The sequence below is a fragment of the Streptomyces boluensis genome, from assembly GCF_009908195.1.
Lineage (GTDB): Bacteria > Actinomycetota > Actinomycetes > Streptomycetales > Streptomycetaceae > Streptomyces > Streptomyces boluensis.
Genome location: NZ_JAAAHS010000091.1, coordinates 1 through 22,834, shown reverse-complemented (window position 1 = coordinate 22,834; position 22,834 = coordinate 1). Strand labels below are relative to the sequence as shown.

Genomic DNA, 22,834 nt, shown 5'->3' with positions numbered 1-22,834 from the left:
GGGGAGGTGGGTGGCGGGGAGTCGGTGAGGGCCGAAAGCATCAGGCGGGCGTCCTCGACCGTGGTCGCGAGGGGGCCGTTCTCGGACATTCCGAACCAGCCGCCGCCCAGCTCGCGCGGCACCGTGCCCGCGCCCGGCTTGAGGCCGACGAGCCCGCAGTGGGCGGCGGGGATGCGCAGCGAGCCCATGCCGTCGTTGCCGAGCCCGAGCGGCGCCATGCCCGCGGCGACCGCCGCCGCGCTGCCGCCGGACGAACCCCCGGCCGTGCGCGCGGTGTCCCACGGGTTGCGGGCGGTGCCGTGCACGCCGTCGGTGGTGCCGAAGACGCACAGCTCCGGCACGTTCGTCAGGCCGATCACGACCGCGCCCGCGGCCCGCAGCCGGGCCACCGTCACATGGTCGCGCTCGGCGGGCGCCCCGGACGTCGCCGCGGAACCGTTGCGGGTCGACTCGCCGCGTACCGGCAGGTTGTCCTTCACCGCCACCGGCACGCCCGCCAGCGGGAGTTGGTCGAGATCGGCGCGGGCGGCGACCGCGTCCGCCTCCGCCAGGGCCGCCTCGGCGCGCACCGTACGGAAGGCGCCGACGCGGCCGTCGAGCCGGTCGATCCGGGCGAGATGGTCGGCAAGCACCTCGCGCGGCGACACCGTCCCCTCGTGTACGGCGGCGGCGATCTCGGCGGCGGTACGGCCGGCCCAGCTGGTCACGGCGGCTCCCTGGTACTGATGGGCGGTCATGGGGCAGGGGAACGGTACGCGGCCCGAGTGCGGCGCGCGGCAAGCACCCAGGAACCTCCGATGACTTCCTGAACTCGGCGTTCTGCAGGCCCCATTGACACTGTTACGCGCCGCCCCAATCATCAGACCTCCGATGAATCGCCGCCCCTCGAACCTTACGGAGGTACGCCCGTGACTCCTCCCCCTCCTGAAGGAGGGGGCTTCTCGCTATGCCGGTGGGGCTTCGCGACGGACCAGCCCGGCCCGTAGAACGTTGAGTGCGCCGACCGTGTCCGCGTGCGCGGTGTGGCCGCACGCGACGCAGTGGAACTTGTCCTGTGTGGGCCGGTTCTCCGCGCTGACGTGCCCGCATTCGGGGCAGGTGCGGGAGGTGTTGCGGGGGTCCACGGCGATCACTTCCCGTCCGGCGCTCTCAGCCTTGGCGTGCAGGATCGTCAGGAACACCCCCAACCGGCATCATTGATCGACCTGTTCAGCCCAGCCTTCGCCACGGCACCATTGGGCAGGAAGCCGCCCGGCTGTTCGGGGTCGGGCTTGGGCGCGGGGGCCTTGCTCATGTTGGGGATCTTGAGGTCTTCATGCGCGATGAAGTCGTGTGCGCGGACCAAGTCAAGGGCGGTCTTGTGCGCGTGGTCGAGACGCTGGCGTCGAACCGTGCGATGCAGGTCGGCAACCTTCTCAACGGCCCGTTGGTGGTTGGCTGTTCGCTTGTCGCGGCGGGTGCGGGGGAAGCGGGCGAGGGCCTCCTGCGCGGCCTTGAGTTTCGCGGCCGCTTTCCGGCCATGGCGGGGATTGGGTACGAACTCGCCGTTGGAGTCGGCGAGGAAGTTGGCTATGCCCAAGTCGATACCGACCACAGACCCAGTCGGAGGCAGCGGCTCGGGCTGCTCCTGCTCAGCGGTGAGGACGACGTACCAGCGCTTGCCCTCGCGCTTTACCGACACGGTCTTGACCTTGCCGGCCACGGGCCGGTGCTGGTTGACCTTGACGTGCCCCACACCCTGGAAGCGGACACGGGTGACGGGGTCGCGCGGGGTCGAGTCCCAGCGGCAGCCGTCACCGTCCTTGGGAAAGTCCACCGTGTCGAACCAGCTGGCGCTCCGGAAGCGCGGATAGCCCGGCGTGTCACCGGACTTGACCCGCCGGAAGAACCCGGCGAACGCCTTGTCGAGGCGGCGCAAGGTCGCCTGCTGTGAGCTGAAGGACCAACGCCCTTGCCGCTCGGGGTCGAACGCCCGGATCTCCTTGAGCTGCGCCGACTGCTGCCCGTACTTGACGCTCGTCCTGGAGGCGTGCCCGTAAGCGTCGCGGCGTTCCTGCAACGCCCCGTTATAGAGCGAGCAATGATCGGCCAGCATCGCGGCGAACGCGGCCTGCTGACCCACGGTGGGCCGCATGAGGAACTTGTACGCACGCATCACCCGACCCACCTCCTCAAGGCCATTTCGGCGATCATATGGTGAATTTCATCTTGCTAGGAACCAAACCTCCATATCTGCGCTCTGGTCTCGCTTCTGCTTCGCCGGTTCCTGCGGCGGCGCCCCGCTGACCGTGGTCCGCCAGTACATCGAGGACCAGCGGCCCGTGGGCTGAGGTCAACAGTGCGGCCCCGCGCTGACAGTGCGGGCCCGCGCCCGTCACCGCCTCCCGCTGGCGGCTCCGGGTCACCTCCTCCCGGGACCGGGTGCGGCTCGCCGAGTTCCGCCTCTACCGCTCACGGCTGTGAGCGGCCCGGAGACGCCCCCGTAGAGCAGGGCGCTCAGCCCTTCGCGTACACCCGCTGACCGCCCACGAAGGTCTGCTCCACCCGTGTCGTGCCGATCTCCTCGGCCGGGCCCGCGAAGGGGTCCCGGTCGAGGACCGCGAAGTCCGCGTAGTAGCCCGGCGCGAGGGTGCCCGTCACGTCGTCCAGATGGTTCACGTACGCGCTGCCCGCCGTGTACGCGGCCAGGGCCGCGCCCAGGTCGACGCGCTGTTCCGGCAGGAACACCCCGGTGCCGGACGGCGCGTCGGGCAGCACCCGGTTCACCGCGACATGCATGCCCTCCAGCGGGTCGGGGCTGGACACCGGCCAGTCGCTGCCCGCCGCGAGCGTCGCACCGGAGCGCAGCAGATCCCCGAACGGGTACTGCAGGGCGCTCCGTTCCGGCCCCAGGAACGGGATCGTCAGCTCGTCCATCTGCGGCTCGTGCGCCGCCCACAGCGTCTGCAGATTGGCGCTCGCCCCCAACTCCCGGAACCGGCCGATGTCGGCGGGGTGCACCACCTGCAGATGCGCCAGGTGCGGCCGCGTGTCCGTGAAGCCGTTGGCCCGCCGCGCCGCCTCGACCGCGTCGAGCGCCTCCCGCACCGCCCGGTCGCCGAGCGCGTGGAAGTGCACCTGGAAGCCGTGCGCGTCGAGCTCGGTGACGTACGTACGCAGCGCCTCCGGCGGTACGAAGCTGATGCCGCTGTTGTCCGAGGCGCAGCCGCAGCCGTCGAGGTACGGGCCGAGCAGGGCGGCCGTGCCGTTCTCCGCCACCCCGTCCTGCATGATCTTCACGCTGGTGCAGCGCAGCCGGCCCCGGCTGCCCGCCGCGCGCCGCGCCACCAACTCCTCGATCTGCTCCGTGCCGCGCGCCCGGTCCCACCACAGCGCGCCCACCACCCGCGCGGTCAGCCGCCCGTCGTCGGCCGTCGCGAGATACGCGTCCGTCGGGTCGGTCAGGTTGGCGTGCTCGCCGAGGAGGGCGTCCTGCCAGGCCGTGATGCCGAGCGAGTGCAGCAACTCCTGGGCCCGCAGAAGGCCTTGGACCTTCTCCTCCAGGGTGACCGGCGGAAGCAGCCGTCCGATCAGGTTGGCCGCACCCTCCTGCAGCATGCCCGAAGGGGCGCCGTCCGGGGTGCGCTCGATGCGCCCGTCGGCCGGGTCGGGGGTGCGGGCGTCGATACCGGCCCGCTCCAGGGCGCGCGAGTTGACCCACGCGCCGTGATGGTCGCGGTTGACCAGGTACACCGGCCGGTCGGGTACGAGCGCGTCGAGCTCCGCCGCCGTGGGCAGCCCGCCGGGGAACGCCTCCATGGCCCAGCCGCCACCGGTGATCCACTCGACCTCGGGGTGCGCCCGCGCATACGCGCTGATGCGGTCGCGGTACTCGGTGAGGGACGTCGCCCCGCTCAGGTCGCACTGGCCCATTTCGAGGCCGCCGCCGACCGGGTGCACATGCGCGTCCTGGAACCCGGGGACCAGCAACTTCCCTGCCAGGTCCACGACTTCGGTGCGCGGGCCGATCAGCTCCCGCACCTCGTCGTGGCCCACGGCGACGATGCGCTCGCCCCGCACGGCGAGCGAGGTGGCGCGCGTACGGGCGGGGGACTGGGTGTGGACGGGGCCGCCGGTGAGGACGAGGTCGGCGGGTGCGGTGTCGGACATGCAGGTGCTCCTTGCGGGTGGGGCGGGTGTGCTGGTCGGTGTGCTGGTCGGTTTGCTGTTCGGGGTACGGGGCGGGGTCATACGGTTTCGGGCTCGGCCGGTTCGGCTGCCGCCGCCGACTCCTCAGGCGTGCCCCGGCCGTGGGTGAAGTAGGCGGAGCGGCGGCGGTACTTCGCCCACGCCGCCACCGCCAGGCCGGAGACGACGACGGCGACGGGCACGCTGAGCATGAACCAGCCGTTGTCCGGGCTGAGTTCGAAGTGGTCGGTCATGGTCAGATACGAGTAGCCGAGGTAGCAGCCGATGCCGAGCAGCGCGATCCCGGACACGGCGGGCGCGACCACCGCACGCAGCGCCGGCGCCGCTCCGGAGCGGAGCAGCGGCCGGAACCGCACGGCGCAGGCCAGTGCGGTGAGGCCGTAGTACAGGGCCACGATGAGGCCGATGGAGTTGACCGCGGCCAGGATCATCTCGTTCAGTCTGGGGATCGCGAGGGCGAGGAGCGCGACCGCGCCGGCGATGGCCATGACGAGGACCGTGCCGATCGCCGGCGAGCCGAAACGGGGGCTGATCCGGGTCCACACCGGGCCCATCGTGCGGTCCCGGCCCATGGCGAGCAGGCCGCGGGCCGTGGGGATCACGCTGGACTGCAGGGACGCCACCGCCGAGAACATCAGGGCGAGCAGCGGCAGCGTCGCCCAGGGCTCGGCCGCCAGTCTCGCGCCCAGATGGGTGAGGCCCTGCGGCCCCTCGGCGATCAGCTCGGGCACGCTCAACTCCCGCTGGAACGCGACCGATCCGTACAGGAACAGAGCGAGCATGGAGAAGAGGGCGATGAACCCGCCGCGCCCCACGTCCCGTACGTTCTTCGTCTCCTCGGTGACGCTGAACGCTGCGTCCCAGCCCCAGAAGAAGAACACGGCGAGCACCAGGCCCTGTGCGAACGAGGTGCCGTCGCCGACCGCGAACGGGTTCAGCCACGACCACTGGAAGGCGTGCTCCCCGGTGACCAGGGCGATGCCGCAGAACACCAGGAGCACCGCGTACTCGAAGACGAGCAGCCAGGTCTGGAAGCGCGTCGCCTTGCGCACCCCCGTCACCGCGGTGACCGTCACCCCGACCAGGACGAGCAGGCCCACGGCGGTGCTCAGCGCGGTCGAGTTGGCGTCGAGGCGCACCCCGGCCAGCTCGTGCAGACCGGCCTTGGCGGCGAACTGCAGCACCACCGAACCGGTCACCGCGCTCGTGTACGCCATGAAGATCACGGTGCCGACCAGGGTGACCCAGCCGGTCAGGAAGCCGAGCCACGGCCCGAGCGACTTGCCGACCCACACGTAGCCGGAGCCCATGTTGGGCTCGTCCCGGTTCAGGCGGGCGTACGCGGCGGCGATGCCGATGATCGGCAGGAACGCCACGAGCAGCACCGCCGGGGCCTGCGCGCCCACAGTCGCGGCGAGGGCGCCCATGCCGATGCCGATGCTGGTGGTCGCGGCCGTACTCGACGCGGCGAGCGCGACACCGTCGACGACTCCGAGGGAACGACGCAGTCCGGGTGGGCGGCTGTGCGGGGACGTACTCATCGGTGAACTCCTCTGACCTGGGAGGGGAGGGCACGAGAAAACAGCCTCACCCGGCTTGCGTCAATGCTGTTGACATAAGCGCGGGCGGTGCGGACAGTGCGGACGGTGATGCGTGGTGGTGACGGTGACGGCACGGCGAGGGAGAGAGTCATGGCCGAGGGACGCGTTCCGGCGGAGCGGCGACGGCGCAGGCCCACCAAGGGCGGGGTGGTGCTCTCCACGGAGCTGATCGTCGACCGGGCCCTGAGCCTGGTCGGACAGCACGGCCCGGACGCGCTGAGCGTGCGCCGCCTGGGCGCCGCGCTCGGCTGCGACCCCAGCGCCGTCTACCGGTACTTCCACAGCACCGACGACCTGCTGCTCGCCGTCGCCGACCGGCTGATCGGCGAGTCGCTCGACGGTTTCGCGCCCGGCGACGACTGGGTGGCGGGGCTGCGCGAGATGGCCCACCGGATCCACCGCTGCTACCTGGCGCACCCGCGCATCGCCGCGCTCGCCGCGTACCGGGTGACGCGCCGCGCGCACGAGTTCCGCGCCGTGGACACCGGCATCGGGCTGCTGCGCCGCGCGGGCTTCGACGAGGCGGCGGCGGTACGGCACTACGCGGCGTTCGTGGACACGGTCCTCGGGCACGCGGCCCTTGACGCGGCCCACCTGGCCCTCGCCCCGGAGCGCCGGGCCGCGGACGACGCGGCGTGGGCCGAGGCGTATCGTTCGGTGCCGGTCGAGGAGTATCCCCAACTCGCCGCCGTACGCGATGAGTTGCCGTTGATGGCGAGCGGGTACGGGTCGTTCGAGCTGGCGCTCGAGCTGCTGCTCGGGGCGTTGGAGGCGAAGGCGCCGCCGCCTACGAACTCACGGTGAACCCAACTGCCCCCGCAGCCACTGCTCCACCTCACCGACATGCGCCGCCGCCGCGGCCCGCGCCGCCTCCGGGTCGCGGGCCGCCAACGCACCGTGGATCCGCGCGTGTTCGCGCCGGGTGCGGGCGAAGGCGTCCTCCTGCTGGTAGCCGCGCCACACCCGCGCCCGGAACGTCCGCGAGGAGAGGCCCTCCAGGATCGCCGCCATCGTGTCGTTGCCCGCCGCCGCCGCGATGGCCCGGTGGAAGGCGAGGTCGTGCGCGAGGATCTCCTCCGGGTCGTCCGTGGCGTTCATCGCCGTCAAGTGGCCCTCGACCACGGCGAGTTGCTCGGGCGTGATGCGGGCCGCCGCGAGTGCGGTGGCGGTCGACTCCAACACCCGCCGCACCTCAAGGAGTTCGACGAGGCGGGGCCCGCGCGACAGGTCCGCGACCACCCCGAAGGTCTCCAGGAGATCGCCCGCCTCCAGCTGGGTGACGTAGATCCCCGAACCGTGCCGTGCCTCCAGGACGCCCAGAACCGTCAGGGCCCGGATCGCCTCCCGCATGGAGCTGCGCGAGATGCCGAGCTGTGCCGCCAAGTCCCGTTCCGTGGGCAGCCGTTGACCCGGTTCGAGCAGCCCCTCGGCGATCATCGCCTTGATCTGCTCGATGGCACGCTGCGTCACCGTGCCCTTCTGCGCGGGCACCGGCTCCTTCTCTGCGTGGGACACCTGCTCGCTCTGCGCGTGGAACACCTGCTCACTCTGCGCGTGGGACACCTGCTCCACGATCACCCCTCACGTTCGCCCCGTGCCCTCGCCGGGCCCGGACGCGCCGCAGTCTAGCCAGCCCAGTGGTCCGACCACTACGGCCGGTTCGTCGACGAATTCCGGGAAAAGTTGCGGCACAAGGGTGTCGACGACGCGAAGTGGTCTGATAAATATTCGCCGACCTCGTAGACAGCACTCCCCACTTGAGGAGCGTCGGATGAGCCCTCGGACCAACCGCGAGAACACCGGCACGGCCGTACGGACGCGGTGGCGCGCGGCGGTCGCCGCAGGCTGCGCCGCCCTTCTCCTCGCGGCGTGCGGCAGCACCAAGGACGGCGCGGGCCAGGCCGCGGGCGCGGGCGGTGAGGGCGGCAAGGTCGGCGTGATCGTGCCGCTGCTCACCTCGCCGTTCTGGCAGTCGTACAACGACTACGTGCCGAAGATGGCGAAGGCCGAAGGCGTGGACGCGCTGAAGACCGTCAACTCCAACAGCGACTCGGCGCAGCAGATCACGGACATCAACAGCCAGCTCAACCAGGGCGTCCGGGGCCTCGTCGTCGCCCCGCTCGACAGCGCCGCCATCGAAGCCGGTCTCGACCAGGCCGAACGCAAGGGCGTCCCCGTGGTCGCCGTCGACGTGGCCCCCGAGAAGGGCAAGGTCGCGATGGTGGTGCGGGCCGACAACGTGGCGTACGGCGAGAAGGCCTGCGCGTACCTCGGTGGGCAGGTGAAAAGCGGCAAGGTCGTCCAGATCATGGGCGATCTGGCGTCCGTCAACGGGCGGGAGCGCTCGGAGGCGTTCCGTACCTGTGTGAAGAAGAAGTTCCCGAAGCTGAAGGTCCTGGAGATCCCCGCGAAGTGGGAGTCCGACACCGCCGCCGCGAAACTCGACACGCTCCTCAACGCCAACCCGGACGTGCGCGGCATCTACCTCCAGGCGGGCGGTGTCTATCTGGCGCCCACCCTGCAGACCCTCAAGGCCAAGGGGCTGCTGAAGAAGGCCGGTGAGCGGGGCCATATCTCGATCGTGTCGAACGACGGCATCCCGCAGGAGTTCGCCGCCATCCGCAAGGGCCAGATCGACGCCACCGTCTCCCAGCCCGCCGACGCCTACGCCAAGTACGGCATGTACTACATCAAGGCCGCCATGGCCGGGAAGAAGTTCCAGCCAGGACCCACCGGCCACGGCTCGACCATCGTGAAGCTGCCCAGCGGCAACCTGGAGGACCAGCTGCCCGCGCCGCTGGTCACCAAGGAGAACGTCGACGACCCCGAGCTGTGGGGCAACACGGCCCGGTGAACGCCTCCATGACGGACCATCAGGACCATCGGGACCCGGACCATCACGCCGAGCCGCCTCTCGTCGAGGCCCTCGGCATCACCAAGCGGTACGGGCCCACCACCGCGCTGCGGGACGGCCGGCTCACCGTCGTACGCGGGCAGTCGCACGCCCTCGTCGGCCGCAACGGCGCGGGAAAGTCCACCCTCGTCGAGATCCTCACCGGTCTGCAGGCCCCGGACGCGGGCACCGTCCACTTCGACGGCGTGCCCGCGCCCGCACCCGCCGACCGGGACGCGTGGCGCGCGAAGGTCGCCTGCGTCTACCAGAAACCCACGGTCGTCCCCGGCCTCACCGTCGCCGAGAACCTCTTCGTCAACCGGCAGCCCACCCGCCGCGGCGGCCTCATCGACTGGCGCCGCCTGCGCGCCGAGGCCGCCGTGCTCCTCGACACCTGGGACGTACGCGTCGACCCGGACGCCCGTACCGCGGAGCTCAAGGTCGAGGACCGCCAAATGGTCGAGATCGCAAGGGCGTTGAGCTTCGGGGCGCGGTTCATCATCCTCGACGAACCCACCGCGCAGCTCGACAACCGGGAGATCGAACGCCTCTTCACCCGGATGCGGTCGCTGCAGGAGTCCGGCGTCACCTTCCTCTTCATCTCGCACCACCTCCAGGAGGTGTACGAGGTGTGCCGGACCGTGACCGTGCTCCGCGACGCCCGCTGGATCACCACCGCCCCGGTCGCCGAACTCCCGCGCCCCGCCCTGGTCGAGGCCATGGCCGGCGAGGCGGCCGCCCATCAGGCCCACCGCACCCGTAACCCCGTACCCGACGAGGCGCCCGTACTCCTCGACGTCCAGGCCCTCAGTGGCGAGGCGTACGAGGGGGTGGACCTGGCCGTCCGCGCGGGTGAGGTCGTCGGGCTCGCCGGGTCCAGCGGCAGCGGCAAGATCCAGCTCGCCGAGACCCTCGCGGGACTGCACCGGCCACGCTCGGGAACCGCCCAACTCGCGGGCAGGGACCTGCCGTTCGGGGATGTGCGGGCGACCCTCGCGGCCGGGGTCGGCTGGGTACCGCGCGACCGGCACGACCAGGGGCTCGTGCCCGACATGAGCATCGGCGACAACGCCACCCTGAGCGTCCTCGACCGGCTCGGCACCCGGACTGCGCCCGATCGGCTCGGCGGTTCGCGGGGCGGGAAGCGGTCCCTGCTCGCCCGGCTCGGATTCGTCGCCCCGGAACGCCGCCGCGCCGTCGCCGCCGAGCTCGTCGACCGGCTCGACATCCACACCGAGGGCCCGCACCAGGCGGTGTCCGACCTGTCCGGAGGCAACGCGCAGAAGGTCGTCATGGCCCGTGCCCTCGCCTCGGACCCGCGGCTGCTCATCCTCATCAACCCCACCGCGGGCGTCGACGTGAAGTCCAAGGAGTCGCTGCTCGCCCGCGTGGACACCGCCCGCGACGACGGCACCGCCGTACTCGTGGTCTCCGACGAACTCGACGACCTGCGCCGCTGCGACCGCGTCCTGGTCCTGTTCCACGGCCGGGTCGTCGCCGCGCACCCGGCGGGCTGGCACGACCACGAGCTGATCGCCGCCATCGAAGGAGTGGCCCGGTGACCGACACCCCTGTGACCGAAACCGCCCTGACCGACACCGCCCCGCCCGGCACGGGCACCCTCAAGACCCCGCCGCGCGCCCCCGCCGCCCGCTCACCGAAAGGGGTGCTGCTGCGCCGGGCGCGTGAACTCGCCCTCGTACCCGCCCTGTTGCTGCTTCTGCTGCTCGGCGCGCTCGTCAACGACTCGTTCCTCACCGAGCGCAACCTGATCTCCGTGCTCGGCTCCTCCGCCGCCCTCGCGATGGTCGTGCTCGCCGAGTCCCTGGTCCTGATCACCGGGAAGTTCGACCTGTCCCTGGAGTCGGTCGTCGGGATCGCGCCCGCGCTCGGCGCGCTGCTCGTGCTGCCCGTCGCCCAGGCCGGGTTCGGCACCGAATGGCCCGCCGCGCTCGCCCTGCTCTCGATCCTCGCGACCGGTGCGGTGCTCGGCGCGTTCAACGGCGTCCTCGTCGTCAAGTTCAAGCTCAACGCGTTCATCGTGACCCTGGCCATGCTGATCGTGCTGCGCGGACTCCTCGTCGGCGCCACCGAGGGCAAGACCCTCTTCGGCCTGCCCGAGTCCTTCTACACCCTCGCCACCAGCACGTTCATCGGCATCCCGATGTCGGTGTGGGTGGCCGCCGGAGCGTTCGGCGCCGCCGGTCTGATGCTGAAGTACCACCGCTGGGGCCGCGCCCTGTACGCGATCGGCGGCAACCCCGAGGCGGCCAGAGCGGCGGGCATCCGCGTCGAGCGCGTCATGCTCGGCGTGTTCGTCGCCGCCGGGGTCCTCGCCGCGCTCGGCGGCCTGATGCAGACCGGGTACGTCGGCGCCATCAACGCCAACCAGGGCCAGAACATGATCTTCACGGTGTTCGCGGCCGCGGTCATCGGCGGCATCAGCCTCGACGGCGGCAAGGGCACCATGTTCGGCGCCCTCACCGGCGTGCTGCTCCTCGGCGTCGTACAGAACCTGCTCACCCTGGCCCAGGTGCCGTCCTTCTGGATCCAGGCGATCTACGGCGGCATCATCCTCGTCGCCCTGATGATCGCCCGCGTCACCACCGGCCGCGCGCAGGACTGACCTGCGCCACTGAAGAGAGGGCCCCTGTGGCAGCAACCCCTGTGTCAGCATCCCCTGTGGCAGCAACCACGCCTCGTATCACGGCGGTTGACACGTACGACATCCGCTTCCCGACCTCTCGTGAGCTCGACGGCTCCGACGCCATGAACCCCGACCCGGACTACTCGGCCGCGTACCTGGTGCTGCGCACCGACGCCGACGACGGGCTCGAGGGGCACGGCTTCGCGTTCACCATCGGGCGTGGCAACGACGTCCAGGTCGCCGCCATCGACGCGCTGCGCCCGCATGTGATCGGCCGCCCCGTCGACGCGCTGTGCGCCGACCCCGGCACCCTCAACCGCGACCTGATCGGGGACAGCCAACTGCGCTGGCTCGGCCCCGAGAAGGGCGTGATGCACATGGCGATCGGCGCCGTCGTCAACGCCGTCTGGGACCTGGCCGCCAAACGCGCCCGCAAGCCGCTCTGGCAGTTCCTCGCCGAAGCCGACCCGGCCTGGCTGGTCGCCCAGGTCGACTTCCGCTACATCGCCGACGCCCTCACCCCTGAGCAGGCCTTCGCCCTGCTCAGGGAAGGCCGCGTCGGTGCCGGGCGGCGCGCCGCCCACCTGCGGGCCCGCGGCTATCCCGGGTACACCACCTCGCCCGGCTGGCTCGGCTACGGCGACGAGAAACTCACCCGGCTCGCCCGGCAGGCCGTCGCCGACGGCTTCACCCAGATCAAACTGAAGGTCGGCGCCGACCTCGACGACGACCTGCGCCGGATGCGCGCCGCCCGCGCGGCCGTCGGCCCTGACATCCGCATCGCCGTCGACGCCAACCAGCGCTGGAACGTGGACGAGGCCATCACCTGGACCCGCGCCCTCACCCCGTACGACCCTTACTGGATCGAAGAACCCACCAGCCCCGACGACGTACTCGGCCACGCCGCGATCCGCTCCGCCGTCGCACCCGTACGGGTCGCCACCGGCGAACACGTCCAGAACCGCATCGTGTTCAAGCAGCTGCTTCAGGCCGGCGCCATCGACGTGCTGCAGATCGACGCGGCCCGCGTCGGCGGCGTCAACGAGAACCTGGCGATCCTGCTGCTCGCCGCCCACTTCGGCGTCCCGGTCTGCCCGCACGCGGGCGGCGTCGGCCTCTGCGAACTCGTCCAGCACCTGTCGATGTTCGACTACGTCGCGCTCACCGGCACCACCGAGAACCGCGTCATCGAGTACGTCGACCACCTCCACGAACACTTCCTCGACCCGGTCACCGTGCGCGACGGCCACTACGCGGCACCCGCCACCCCCGGCTTCTCGGCCGCCATGCGACCCGAGTCGATCGCCAAGTACCGCTACCCCGACGGGAGTTACTGGGCGAACGCCACCGCAGCACCCGACCCCCACACGAAGGGAGCGGCCGCATGACAGCGACCGAACTCGCCGGGCGCACCGCCCTGGTCACCGGCGGCGCCTCCGGCATCGGCCGGGCCACCGCCGAACTCCTCGCCGCCCGCGGCGCCCTCGTCACCGTCCTCGACCTCGACCCGAGCACCGTCACGGGCCCGCTGCTCGCCCGCCGCGCCGACGTCACCGACGACACTGAAGTACGTACGGCCGTGGCCGCCGCCGTCGAGGAGATGGGCGGCCTCGACATCCTCGTCAACAACGCGGGCATCGGCGCCCAGGGCACCGTCGAGGACAACGACGACACCCAATGGCAGCGCGTCCTCGACGTCAACGTCCTCGGCATCGTCCGCACCAGCCGCGCCGCCCTGCCCCACCTGCGGGCCAGGGCGGGCGGCGCGATCGTCAACACCTGCTCCATCGCCGCCACCGCGGGCCTGCCGCAGCGCGCCCTCTACAGCGCGTCCAAGGGCGCCGTGCTCTCCCTGACCCTCGCCATGGCCGCCGACCACGTACGCGAAGGGGTGCGGGTGAACTGCGTCAATCCCGGCACCGTCGACACGCCCTGGGTCGGCCGGCTCCTCGACGCCGCCCCCGACCCGGCCGCCGAACGCGCCGCGCTCCAGGCCCGCCAGCCCACCGGCCGCCTCGTCACCGCGGCCGAAGTCGCCGCCGCCATCGCGTACTTGGCGAGCCCGGCCGCCGGCGCCACCACCGGCACGGCGCTCGCGGTCGACGGCGGCATGCAGGGGCTGCGGCTGCGCCCCGAGGGGAACGCGTGACCGCCCTCGCCCTGGGTGGGGCGGCGCTCGGCAACCTGTACAGCGCGGTCACCGACGAGCAGGCGTACGCGACCGTCGACGCTGCCTGGGACCTCGGCATCCGCGCCTTCGACACCGCGCCCCACTACGGGCTCGGCCTGTCGGAACGGCGCCTCGGCGAGGCCCTGCGCGACCGGCCCCGTGGCGCGTTCACGCTGAGCACGAAGGCCGGCCGCGTCCTCGAACCCGACCCGCGCCCCGGCGACGACCTGGACAACGGCTTCGCCGTGCCCGCCACGCACCGCCGCGTGTGGGACTTCAGCGCCGACGGGGTGCGCCGCTCCCTGGAGGCGAGCCTCACCCGGCTCGGCCTCGACCGCGTCGACACCGTGTACCTGCACGACCCCGACGACCACGCCGAACAGGCCTTCCGCGAGGGCTACCCGGCCCTGGAGCGGCTGCGCGCCGAGGGCGTGGTGGGCAGGATCGGCGCGGGCATGAACCAGGCCGCGATGCTCACCCGCTTCGTCCAGGACACCGACGTGGACGAGGTGCTGTGCGCGGGCCGCTACACCCTGCTCGACCAGAGCGCACTCCCCGAACTGCTCCCCGCCGCCCAGGCCGCCGGGGTGGCCGTCGTCATCGGCGGCGTCTTCAACTCCGGCCTGCTCGCCGACCCGAGCCCCACAGCCACCTACGACTACGCGCAGGCCTCCGGCGAACTCCTGGGCCGCGCACGGCTGTTGGGGGCGGTGGCCGCCCGGCACGGCATCACCCTGCGGGCCGCCGCCCTGGCCTTCCCGCGCACCCACCCGGCCGTGACGACCGTCCTCGTCGGCGCCCGCACCCCCGACGAGATCCGGGACGCGGCGACCCAGGCGGGCACCCGGGTGCCGGACGACTTCTGGAAAGAGGTACGCGCCGAGGGGCTGCTCCCCGACGACGTGCCCGTACGGACGGGGGAGCCGTCATGAGAGTCGCCCTGCACACCAAGGTCCGCGCCGACCGGATCGAGGAGTACGACGCCGCCCACCGCGAGGTCCCACCCGAACTCACCCGCGCCATCCGGGCGGCGGGGGCGAAGGAGTGGACGATCTGGCGCAGCGGCACCGACCTTTTCCACCTCATCGATTGCGAGGACTACGCCCGCCTGATCGCCGAGCTCGAACGCCTCCCCGTCAACGTCACCTGGCAGGCCCGCATGGCCGAACTCCTCGACGTCACCCACGACTACTCCGACGAGGGGGCCGACGCGGGCCTCCCCGTCGTATGGGAGCTGTGACCGTGCCGCTCATCGACGCCCACCACCACGTCTGGGACCTCTCCGTACGCGACCAGGAGTGGATCACCGGACCCGAACTCGCCCCGATCCGCCGGGACTTCGCCCTCGACGACCTCGCGCCGCACGCCCGCGCGGCCGGGGTGGACGGCACGGTGCTCGTGCAGACCGTGACCGTCGCCGAGGAGACCCCGGAGCTGCTCGCGCTCGCCGAAGGCTCCACGCTCGTCGCGGGGGTCGTCGGCTGGACCGATCTGACCGCGCCCGATGTCGCAGAGGCCCTGGCACGGCTGCGCCAACTGCCGGGCGGGGAACGGCTCGTGGGCATCCGGCACCAGGTGCAGGGCGAGCCCGACCCGGAGTGGCTGCTCCGCCCTGAGGTCCACCGCGGCCTGTCGGCGGTGGCCGCCGCCGGTCTCGCGTACGACCTCGTCGTCCTGCCGCACCAACTGGACACCTGCCTGCGCGCGGCCGCCGCCCACCCTCAACTCACCTTCGTACTCGACCACTTGGGCAAACCGCCGATCGCCTCCGGCGCACACGACCCGTGGGCCGTCAGGCTCGCCGCCTTCGCCGCGCTGCCCAACACGGTCGCGAAACTCTCCGGCCTGGTCACCGAGGCCGACCACGCCGGCTGGACCCCGGAGGCGCTGCGACCGTACGTGGACACCGCGCTGACGGCCTTCGGCCCGGACCGGCTGATGTTCGGCTCCGACTGGCCGGTCTGCACCCTGGCGGCGACGTACGCCCAAGTCCTCGACACTGCACGGGAGTTGACGCGACACCTGGACGAAGGGGAGCGCGCGCAGGTCTTCGCGGGCACCGCCTCCCGCGTCTACCGTCTGTGAGCGGCGGGCGTGTCCAGGCGGGTCGGCGGCCAGAACTCGCGCACGTACGTCCGGTGCCACCACGCGCCCGTGTCCCGCAACTCCCGCCAGGTGGTGAACCGGTAGCGGTAGAGCCGGGCCCGGACGTACGTCGGCGGCGCGTCCGGGAAGGGGTTGTGCCGCAGCAGCCGCAGGGTGTCCCGGTCGTTCTCCAGGAGCCGTTCCAGGAACGGTCCGAACCATGGCCGTGCGTACGCGGGGGAGAGCCCCGCGAACCACATCAGCCAGTCGAGCCGCAGATGGTAGGGCGCGAACTGCCGTGACAGCCGCCGCAGTTCACCCGGCTTGCCCTTGAAGCCGTACTCCCGCCAGGCCGCACCGGCCGCCGACGGCACCGGCTCCGTCGTACCCTCGACGACCACCTCGGTCCGTATCCGGCTGATGCTGCCGAAGGCGCCGTACGAGTTGACCAGGTGCAGCGGGTCGAAGGAGGTGTTCATGATCTGCCGCCGGGACAGCAGGTTGCGGACCGGCCGGTAGCTGCGCACCGCGACCAGGGCGGTGACGCCGACGACGAGGACCACGTACCAGACCGGCGTCCCGGCGAACGCGGGCGGCGCCCCGGCGAGCGGGGTCCAGTCGATCGCCGACAGGGCGAGGGCCACGGTCAGCCAGTTCAGCCAGGCGAAGTTGCCCGAGAGGATCAGCCACAACTGCGTCAGGGCCATCAGCGCCGCCGCGCCCGACGCGACCGGCTGCGGGGTGAACAGCAGGAACGGCACGACGAGTTGGGTCACATGGTTGGCCGCCACCTCCACCCGGTGCAGCGGCCGCGGCAGCCGGTGGAAGAACCAGCTCAGCGGGCCCGGCATCGGCTGGGTCTCGTGGTGGTAGTACAGGCAGGTCAGATCGCGCCAGCAGCGGTCCCCGCGCATCTTGATGAGCCCCGCCCCGAACTCCACCCGGAACAGCACCCAGCGCAGCAGGAACAGCGCCAGGACCGGCGGCCCCACCTCGTCATTGCCGAGGAACACCGCGAGGAAGCCGACCTCCAGGAGCAGTGACTCCCAGCCGAAGCTGTACCAGGTCTGCCCGACGTTCACGATCGACAGGTACAGCACCCACGGCACCGCCCACAGCAGCATCGCCGCCCACAGCGGAAGCAGCCCGTCGACGCCCCCGAGCAGCGCGGCCGAGAGCAGCACGCCCGTCCACGCCACGGCCGCGAACAGCCCGTCGGAATAGCGCAGTTGGAACAGGGTCGGCGCCCGCCGCCACGGTACCCGCGCCAGGAAGCGCGGCACCGGCAGCATCCCGCGCTCCCCGATCAGCGCCCGGAACTGCAGCGCCGCCGACAGGAACGCCACGAGGTACACCACGGCCAGGGCCCGCTGGAAGACCAGTCGGGCGAGCCAGTAGCCGGGTTCCGTGAACCACTCCACGTAACCCATTGTGACGCGCCACGGGCCCGCGCGGCCCCCGCGCGTCCACGCTCCCCGGGACCGTCCGGCTCGGCTTGCGGCGCCTCGCCACCACCCGCAGACAATGAGTGACGAAATACCCGGAAACAGGCGGGAGCAACTGGCGTGTACCGACCGACCAGGCACTACGCAACGGCCTTCGCGATATCCGCGGCCCTCCTGGTCGCAGGCTGTTCCAGTAGTGGCGATATGACCCCGGCGGCCTCCGACTCGGAGCAGGAACTCTTCCTGCAACCCGTGGCCGATGCCGGCCCCGATCCCTTCACCGAGTCCACCGCGAAGGAGCCCGAGAGCGAGCCACCGGCCACCCGAACGGAGCAACCCTCCCCGAGCCCCACCACTCCCTCCCCGAGCGAGGAGGGCATCCGTTCCATCTCCGGCGACACCCCCGGCCTGTACGGCGGTACGCAGAACGTGGCGAGCTGCGATGTCGACGCGCAGATCCGCTTCCTCACCGGGAACCGGTCCAAGGCCAAGGCGTTCGCGGACACCGTCGGGATCGCTGAGGACGGGGTGCCGAGCTACCTGCGCGGACTGACCGCGGTCCAGCTCCGCGGCGACACCCGGGTCACCAACCACGGCTTCCGCGACGGCCACGCCACCGCGTACCAGTCGGTGCTCCAGGCCGGTACGGCCGTACTCGTCGACAACCGCGGGATGCCGCGCGTGCGCTGCTCCTGCGGCAACCCGCTGACCCCGCCGGCGGCGCTGAAGGCCAACCCCAGCCCTCAGGGCAAGCCGTGGCGCGGATACCGGCCGACGAAGGTCGTCGTGGTCACTCCGGCACCCACCGTGATCACCAACATCACGATCATCAACATCAACGTCAACATCACCAACAACACCAACGTCTGGATCGAGCGGCCGGTCGGCCACCACAAGGGCAAGGACAAGGTGGTGCCCCCACCGAAGCCCACGCCCAGCCACACGTCGCCCAGCCCGACGTCGCCCAGCCCCACGTCGCCGAGCCCGACCTCTCCGAGCCCCACGTCTCCGAGCCCCACGTCCCCGAGCCCAACCTCTTCGAGCCCGACGCCGACCTCGTCGAGCCCGACACCGAGCCAGTCCTGCCCGACGGTCCTGCCCCCGGACGGGCGTGACCCGACGCTGCCGCCCGGCTGCCCGACACCGCCGGAGGAGCAGGGCAGCTCGCCCTCGGGCAGCGAGGAGCCCTCGCCGGGCTCGGACGAGATCCCGGTCCCCGAGGACAGCACCGACCTGCCGACCAACGGCACCCTTCCGGACGGGACCGGCAGCCAGGAATCCGTAACGGACCCGGCGTCCGTCTCACCGACAACCACAACCACAACCACAACGACAACGCCGAGCGCCTTCAACGGCTGACCAGCCACACCCCGCCCCGCGCAGCTCCGCTCCGGCCGTGCGTCCCGGACGGAGCTGCGCGGAACGGCCCCGAACCGTCGATCCCGAAACCATAAATCTCGAAAAATCCCCCGACTGATGACAAGGTGGGGCGCATGGTCGATCAGGGTGCCGATCAGAGGTCCGCTGGTCGGAGCGATCAGGGAGCCGCTGAACAGGGAGGTGACCGGCAGGCCGACGGACGGGCCGACACTCCGTCGCCGCCGGGGGACGTGCGCCCCGACCGCATCCTCGCCCTCAACCAGCTGGGCACCTTCGACTGGGACCTCGACACCGGCCTGATGCACATGGACGCCAGGGCGCACGAACTGTTCGACGTGCGCTCCGACGAATACGACGGCGACCCCGCGAGCCTCGCGGACCGGGTGCCGATCGGCGAGGGCAACCGCCTCGACGCGGTCGTCTCGCAGGCACTCAAGGACGGCAGCGAGAACTACGGCACGTACTTCCGGATCCGCCGCCGCGACGGCGTCCTGCGCTGGGCGCACACCCAGGGCTACATCCGGCGCGACGGGTCGGGCCGCCCCCGCCGCATCATCGGCGTCATCCGGGACGCCACCGAGGAGCTCAGCGACACCCGGGTGCAGATGCTGCGGGACGCCGAGACCCGCCGCCAGACCAGCGTCGTGGAAGGCGCCACGGCCGCCCTCTCCTACGCCCGCACCGTCGAGGACGTCATCGACGTACTGAAGGACAACGACGGCCTCTCCCACCTGGGCGCGTCCAGCATCGTCATGGGCCTGGTCGAGGCGGGCCGCATCCACATGGTCGCGGACGGCCCGGCCGGGGCCTTCGTGCCCGGCACCCGATTCACGCGCGTCGACGAGCCGTACCCGATGAGCGAGGTGGTGCGCACCCTCGCCCCCCGGTTCATCGAGAGCCGCGACGACTTCGCCGACTCGTACCCGCTGCTCTGGCCGCACATCGAGGGCCTGCAGATCACCTCGGCCGTCTATCTGCCGCTGATCGCGCAGGCCAGGCCGATCGGCGCGCTCGGCCTGCTCTACCGCGACAAGACCGGCTTCACCGCCGAGGAACGCAACCTCCTGGTCGCCCTCGGCAGCGGCATCGCGCAGAACCTGGCCCGCGCGATGCTCTACGAACAGGACAAGGACCTGGCGCAGGGTCTCCAGCAGGCCATGCTGCCGCGCACCATCCCGGCCGTGCCCGGCGCCGACATCGCCGTCCGGTACCGCGCGGCGAAGATCGGCCGGGACATCGGCGGCGACTGGTACGACCTGATCCCGCTGCCCGGCGGCCTGGTCGGCGCGGTCATCGGGGACGTTCAGGGCCACGACACGCACGCCGCGTCCGTCATGGGCCAGCTCCGCATCGTGCTGCGCGCCTACGCCGCCGAGGGGCACACCCCCGCCACGGTGATGGCCCGCGCCTCGGTGTTCCTGCACGAACTGGACACCGACCGCTTCGCCACCTGCCTGTACGCGCAGGCCGACCTCACCACCGGTGTCGTGCAGATGGTCCGTGCCGGGCACATCGAACCGCTGGTCCGGCGCATCGACGGGACCTGTCGCCGGGTGCCCGTGGACGGCGGCCTTCCGCTGGGCCTGTCCGCCGAGTTCGGGCAGCTCGAATATCCCGTCGCCACCTTCGAGCTGGACCCCGGCCACACCTTGCTGCTCTGCACCGACGGGCTCGTCGAGCAGCCGGGCTCCGACCTCGACGACGGCATGCAGCGCCTCAGCCGGCTGATCCGCTCCGGCCCCCTCGACCTCGGCGAACTCGCCGACCGGCTCTGCGAAGTGGTCGAGGACCGGGACGGTTCCGACGACGTGGCGCTGCTGTTGCTGCGCCGCCGGCTCAGCGACGCCCCGCGCTCCGGCGGCCGCCTCAAGGAACACGTGGGACCGGGCGACCCGGACGCGCTGACCGGCGCCCGGCACATGATCCGCGCCGCCGTCCGCGCCTGGGGCGCCGGGGAACGCGCCGACGAGATCGAGCTCATAGCCGACGAACTCATCACCAACGCGCTGATGCACACCGACGGCGCCGCCGTCGTCACGCTCCGGGTCCTGACCGGCGTCGACCGGCGGCTGCGCGTCGAGGTGGAGGACACGTCGAGCGCCCTGCCGAGGCGCCGCGAGGCCGGTGACTCCGGGGTGTCAGGACGCGGACTCCTGCTCGTCGACCGGATCGCCGACGTCTGGGGCGTGGAGCCGCGCGGCAGCGGAAAGTGCGTCTGGTGCGAGTTCCTCGTGCCCGCCCGCGAGACCGACGACTGGACCCGAGACACCGAAGACCGGACCCGCGAGACCGACGCCGGGGCCCGCGAGACCGAAGACCGGACCCGCGAGACCGACGACCGGAGGTGAACGGCCGTGCCGGAACTGCCCGAGGTGGAGGCCCTGCGTGACTTCCTCGACACGCACCTCGTCGGCCGCCGCATCGCACGGGTGCTGCCCGTCGCGATCAGCGTCCTCAAGACGTACGACCCGCCGCTGACCGCACTCGAAGGCCGTACGGTCGAACTGGTCGCCCGGCACGGCAAGTTCCTCGACCTCGCCACCGCCGGGGGACCGCACCTGGTCACCCATCTCGCCCGCGCGGGCTGGCTGCACTGGAAGGACCGCCTCCCGGACGGCGCGCCCCGCCCCGGCAAGGGCCCGCTCGCGCTGCGCGTCGCCCTGGACGACGGCGCGGGCTTCGACCTCACCGAGGCCGGAACGCAGAAACGCCTCGCGGTGTACGTGGTCCACGACCCGGCCGACGTACCCGGCATCGCCCGCCTCGGCCCTGACCCGCTCGCCCCCGGCTTCGACCGGCAGGCGTTCGCGGACCTGCTCACGGGTGAACGCCGCCAGATCAAGGGCGCGTTGCGCGACCAGAGCCTGATCGCCGGCATCGGCAACGCCTACAGCGACGAGATCCTGCACGCCGCCCGCATGTCCCCGTTCAGACTCGCCGCGAGCCTCACCGAGCAGGAGACCACCACCCTGTACGAGGCCCTGCGCGCCACCCTCACCGAAGCGGTGGCCCGCTCCCACGGCGTGGCGGCGGGCCACCTCAAGTCCGAGAAGAAGACCGGCCTCCACATCCACGGCCACACCGGCGACCCCTGCCCGGTCTGCGGCGACACCATCCGCGAGGTCTCCTTCAGCGACTCGTCCCTCCAGTACTGCCCCACCTGCCAGACAGGCGGCAAGCCGCTCGCGGACCGGCGGATGTCGCGCTTGCTGAAGTGAGGGACCCTCGGGCCGGGCGGCGGGGTCGGCCGGTGGGGCCGGTCGGCGTCCGGGCACCCGACTCAGAGTCGGCGTCCGGGCGCCCGACTCAGAACAGATGAATCGCCAAGTGCCCCAGAGGCAGCCCCAGTTGCCAGGCCGGGGTCCACACCTGGGGCCCCTCGTCCTCGTCGGGGAGGAAGCCGTGGTCGAGGAGGGCCGCGTCCAGGTCGGGGGCGAGGAGTTCGGTCTCCTCCAGCCAGCGCCAGGCCGCGCGGGCCAGGTCCAGGTCGGGGTCCTTGCCGCCGGTGGCGCGGGCGGTGGACTCCAGGAGGCCCATGCGCTCGCAGACCCAGACCTCCCACGCCCGGTCGTACGCGGTCAGCGAGAGCCAGGTCTCCAGTTGGGAGACGACCCGGATGCCGGCGAGTTCGCCGTCCACGTCGGCGAGGTAGATCGTGAGGGCCAGCGCGTCCCGGCCCGCCCGGTACTCGAAGGACGTGGGTGGCATGAGTTCGCCGGTGCGCAGCAGCTCGTCGGCGATGTACTCGGCGTAGAGCCAGGCCATCGGCACGGTGAGTTCGCCCCGGCCGTCGGCTCCGTTGGTGCTTCTGTGCGGCATCCTGATCGCCTTCCTCAGGTCTCCTCCGGTGTCTCCGGGCCGTGCGTCGGCGAGGCCGTCCCTGCCCGCACCGCCGCACGTAGGGGACCAGCCGATTACGCGACGGGGCGGCGAGCAAGGGGTTTTGCCGAGGCTTGACCCGGCCGTCGGTTTCTCCGCAGGTCGCGGGGTACGCCGTCGGGTCGTGCCGGGTGCGGCTCGCTGCCGTGCCCGTACGGGTTCGCCCGCACGGGCACCACACGGTACCGGGGCCGTGGCGTGCCCAGGGCCAGGACCGTACCGACTACGACAGGCGAGTGCCCCCGAGTGGACACCGGGACGCAGGGGTACGCGAGGACAGCTGACGCACCGCCATATGCCGTGCACTGGAAGTGACTTGATGGGCCGTCAGGACGTATGCCGGTATTGCGGCTTGTACGACGGTATCGGGCGAATGTGGATTCGGGAGGTCACCGACCCCCGATCCACGGAGCCCACCCGATGTCCCAGCGCAGCAGCCGCACCCGTCACGGCGCCGTCGCCCTCGCCGCCGTCCTCCTCGGAGCCACCGCGTGCTCCGCGGGCCAGGACGCCGACACCGCCCGCAAGCCCGCCGCGCCCCCGCCC

19 protein-coding genes and 1 pseudogene are annotated in these 22,834 nt (G+C 71.9%); 13 read left to right on the top strand and 7 right to left on the bottom strand.

The genetic code is table 11. The features are described from left to right. The coding region (locus tag GUY60_RS14465) for an amidase (protein WP_161697693.1) at window positions 1-707 on the bottom strand (707 nt) is incomplete at its 3' end. A 237-nt stretch (window positions 708-944) separates the two neighbouring features. Further along, window positions 945-2,158: pseudogene (locus tag GUY60_RS14460) on the bottom strand (RNA-guided endonuclease InsQ/TnpB family protein). On the opposite strand from GUY60_RS14460, the gene GUY60_RS40145 reads away from it, so the two are divergent. Then, on the top strand, window positions 2,133-2,330 hold the full coding sequence (locus tag GUY60_RS40145) for a transposase (RefSeq protein ID WP_512700834.1): 198 nt from the start codon (window positions 2,133-2,135) through the stop codon (window positions 2,328-2,330). The pseudogene GUY60_RS14460 and the gene GUY60_RS40145 sit on opposite strands and share 26 nt — an antisense overlap. 166 nt (window positions 2,331-2,496) lie before the next feature. Here GUY60_RS40145 and GUY60_RS14450 read toward each other — a convergent pair whose 3' ends face one another. Continuing rightward, on the bottom strand, window positions 2,497-4,149 hold the full coding sequence (locus GUY60_RS14450) for an amidohydrolase (protein ID WP_161697691.1): 1,653 nt from the start codon (window positions 4,147-4,149) through the stop codon (window positions 2,497-2,499). 77 nt (window positions 4,150-4,226) lie between these two features. Continuing rightward, window positions 4,227-5,729, bottom strand: coding sequence for an APC family permease (locus GUY60_RS14445; protein ID WP_161697689.1), 1,503 nt, complete (start codon window positions 5,727-5,729; stop codon window positions 4,227-4,229). 150 nt (window positions 5,730-5,879) lie between these two features. Here GUY60_RS14445 and GUY60_RS14440 point away from each other — a divergent pair, with 150 nt between their 5' ends. Continuing rightward, a complete protein-coding gene (locus tag GUY60_RS14440) occupies window positions 5,880-6,593 on the top strand; it encodes a TetR/AcrR family transcriptional regulator (RefSeq protein WP_161697687.1) in 714 nt (237 codons plus the stop codon). Here the strand turns inward: GUY60_RS14440 and GUY60_RS14435 are convergent. After that, the gene (locus GUY60_RS14435) at window positions 6,585-7,280 is read right to left on the bottom strand and encodes a FadR/GntR family transcriptional regulator (protein ID WP_161697697.1); all 696 of its coding nucleotides are present in this window, start codon (window positions 7,278-7,280) and stop codon (window positions 6,585-6,587) included. The two genes, GUY60_RS14440 and GUY60_RS14435, sit on opposite strands and share 9 nt — an antisense overlap. A 280-nt stretch (window positions 7,281-7,560) precedes the next feature. Here GUY60_RS14435 and GUY60_RS14430 point away from each other — a divergent pair, with 280 nt between their 5' ends. Genes GUY60_RS14430 through GUY60_RS14395 form a run of 8 tightly spaced genes read left to right on the top strand, consistent with a single transcriptional unit; the run spans window position 7,561 to window position 15,584 of the window. After that, window positions 7,561-8,643, top strand: a complete 1,083-nt coding sequence (locus tag GUY60_RS14430) for a sugar ABC transporter substrate-binding protein (protein ID WP_161697685.1) — start codon at window positions 7,561-7,563, stop codon at window positions 8,641-8,643. 8 nt (window positions 8,644-8,651) lie between these two features. Then, window positions 8,652-10,244, top strand: coding sequence for a sugar ABC transporter ATP-binding protein (locus GUY60_RS14425; protein WP_161697683.1), 1,593 nt, complete (start codon window positions 8,652-8,654; stop codon window positions 10,242-10,244). Between the two features lie 26 nt (window positions 10,245-10,270). Further along, window positions 10,271-11,308, top strand: coding sequence for an ABC transporter permease (locus tag GUY60_RS14420; RefSeq protein ID WP_188132513.1), 1,038 nt, complete (start codon window positions 10,271-10,273; stop codon window positions 11,306-11,308). Between the two features lie 56 nt (window positions 11,309-11,364). Then, window positions 11,365-12,717, top strand: coding sequence for an enolase C-terminal domain-like protein (locus tag GUY60_RS14415; RefSeq protein ID WP_161697681.1), 1,353 nt, complete (start codon window positions 11,365-11,367; stop codon window positions 12,715-12,717). Next, window positions 12,714-13,478: an SDR family NAD(P)-dependent oxidoreductase gene (locus GUY60_RS14410; protein WP_161697679.1), complete on the top strand. Its 765-nt coding sequence runs from the start codon at window positions 12,714-12,716 to the stop codon at window positions 13,476-13,478. The genes GUY60_RS14415 and GUY60_RS14410 overlap by 4 nt, the downstream gene beginning before the upstream one ends. Further along, a complete protein-coding gene (locus GUY60_RS14405; RefSeq protein ID WP_161697678.1) occupies window positions 13,475-14,431 on the top strand; it encodes an aldo/keto reductase in 957 nt (318 codons plus the stop codon). Before GUY60_RS14410 ends, GUY60_RS14405 begins: the two co-directional genes overlap by 4 nt. Continuing rightward, window positions 14,428-14,739 carry an L-rhamnose mutarotase gene (locus GUY60_RS14400; RefSeq protein ID WP_161697676.1) on the top strand — a complete coding sequence of 104 codons (312 nt, stop codon included), beginning with the start codon at window positions 14,428-14,430 and terminating at the stop codon, window positions 14,737-14,739. Before GUY60_RS14405 ends, GUY60_RS14400 begins: the two co-directional genes overlap by 4 nt. Further along, on the top strand, window positions 14,727-15,584 hold the full coding sequence (locus GUY60_RS14395; RefSeq protein WP_161697674.1) for an amidohydrolase family protein: 858 nt from the start codon (window positions 14,727-14,729) through the stop codon (window positions 15,582-15,584). Before GUY60_RS14400 ends, GUY60_RS14395 begins: the two co-directional genes overlap by 13 nt. Here GUY60_RS14395 and GUY60_RS14390 read toward each other — a convergent pair. Then, a complete protein-coding gene (locus GUY60_RS14390; protein WP_161697672.1) occupies window positions 15,572-17,005 on the bottom strand; it encodes a lipase maturation factor family protein in 1,434 nt (477 codons plus the stop codon). The genes GUY60_RS14395 and GUY60_RS14390 overlap by 13 nt on opposite strands. 228 nt (window positions 17,006-17,233) lie before the next feature. On the opposite strand from GUY60_RS14390, the gene GUY60_RS14385 reads away from it, so the two are divergent. The 3 genes from GUY60_RS14385 to GUY60_RS14375 all read left to right on the top strand — a co-directional run bounded on the left by GUY60_RS14385 (window position 17,234) and on the right by GUY60_RS14375 (window position 21,627). Further along, complete coding sequence (locus GUY60_RS14385) at window positions 17,234-18,388, top strand: DUF6777 domain-containing protein (RefSeq protein ID WP_187370017.1); 1,155 nt, start codon at window positions 17,234-17,236, stop codon at window positions 18,386-18,388. Between the two features lie 134 nt (window positions 18,389-18,522). Further along, the gene (locus GUY60_RS14380; RefSeq protein ID WP_161697670.1) at window positions 18,523-20,757 is read left to right on the top strand and encodes a SpoIIE family protein phosphatase; all 2,235 of its coding nucleotides are present in this window, start codon (window positions 18,523-18,525) and stop codon (window positions 20,755-20,757) included. Between the two features lie 6 nt (window positions 20,758-20,763). After that, window positions 20,764-21,627, top strand: coding sequence for an Fpg/Nei family DNA glycosylase (locus GUY60_RS14375; protein ID WP_161697668.1), 864 nt, complete (start codon window positions 20,764-20,766; stop codon window positions 21,625-21,627). An 88-nt stretch (window positions 21,628-21,715) separates the two neighbouring features. Here the strand turns inward: GUY60_RS14375 and GUY60_RS14370 are convergent, their stop codons facing one another. Next, window positions 21,716-22,228 (bottom strand): hypothetical protein, encoded by a 513-nt coding sequence (locus tag GUY60_RS14370; RefSeq protein WP_161697666.1) that lies wholly within the window; start codon window positions 22,226-22,228, stop codon window positions 21,716-21,718. Window positions 22,229-22,834 lie beyond the last annotated feature (606 nt).

Excerpts from the sequence above, each read along its gene's own strand:
- GUY60_RS40145 (WP_512700834.1), top strand. The coding sequence starts at position 2,133 with ATGAGGAACTTGTACGCACGCATCACCCGACCCACCTCCTCAAGGCCA.
- GUY60_RS14430 (WP_161697685.1), top strand. The coding sequence starts at position 7,561 with ATGAGCCCTCGGACCAACCGCGAGAACACCGGCACGGCCGTACGGACG.
- GUY60_RS14400 (WP_161697676.1), top strand. The coding sequence starts at position 14,428 with ATGAGAGTCGCCCTGCACACCAAGGTCCGCGCCGACCGGATCGAGGAG.
- GUY60_RS14450 (WP_161697691.1), bottom strand. The coding sequence starts at position 4,149 with ATGTCCGACACCGCACCCGCCGACCTCGTCCTCACCGGCGGCCCCGTC.
- GUY60_RS14440 (WP_161697687.1), top strand. The coding sequence starts at position 5,880 with ATGGCCGAGGGACGCGTTCCGGCGGAGCGGCGACGGCGCAGGCCCACC.
- GUY60_RS14370 (WP_161697666.1), bottom strand. The coding sequence starts at position 22,228 with ATGCCGCACAGAAGCACCAACGGAGCCGACGGCCGGGGCGAACTCACC.
- GUY60_RS14395 (WP_161697674.1), top strand. The coding sequence starts at position 14,727 with ATGGGAGCTGTGACCGTGCCGCTCATCGACGCCCACCACCACGTCTGG.
- GUY60_RS14445 (WP_161697689.1), bottom strand. The coding sequence starts at position 5,729 with ATGAGTACGTCCCCGCACAGCCGCCCACCCGGACTGCGTCGTTCCCTC.
- GUY60_RS14410 (WP_161697679.1), top strand. The coding sequence starts at position 12,714 with ATGACAGCGACCGAACTCGCCGGGCGCACCGCCCTGGTCACCGGCGGC.
- GUY60_RS14380 (WP_161697670.1), top strand. The coding sequence starts at position 18,523 with ATGGTCGATCAGGGTGCCGATCAGAGGTCCGCTGGTCGGAGCGATCAG.
- GUY60_RS14385 (WP_187370017.1), top strand. The coding sequence starts at position 17,234 with ATGACCCCGGCGGCCTCCGACTCGGAGCAGGAACTCTTCCTGCAACCC.
- GUY60_RS14425 (WP_161697683.1), top strand. The coding sequence starts at position 8,652 with ATGACGGACCATCAGGACCATCGGGACCCGGACCATCACGCCGAGCCG.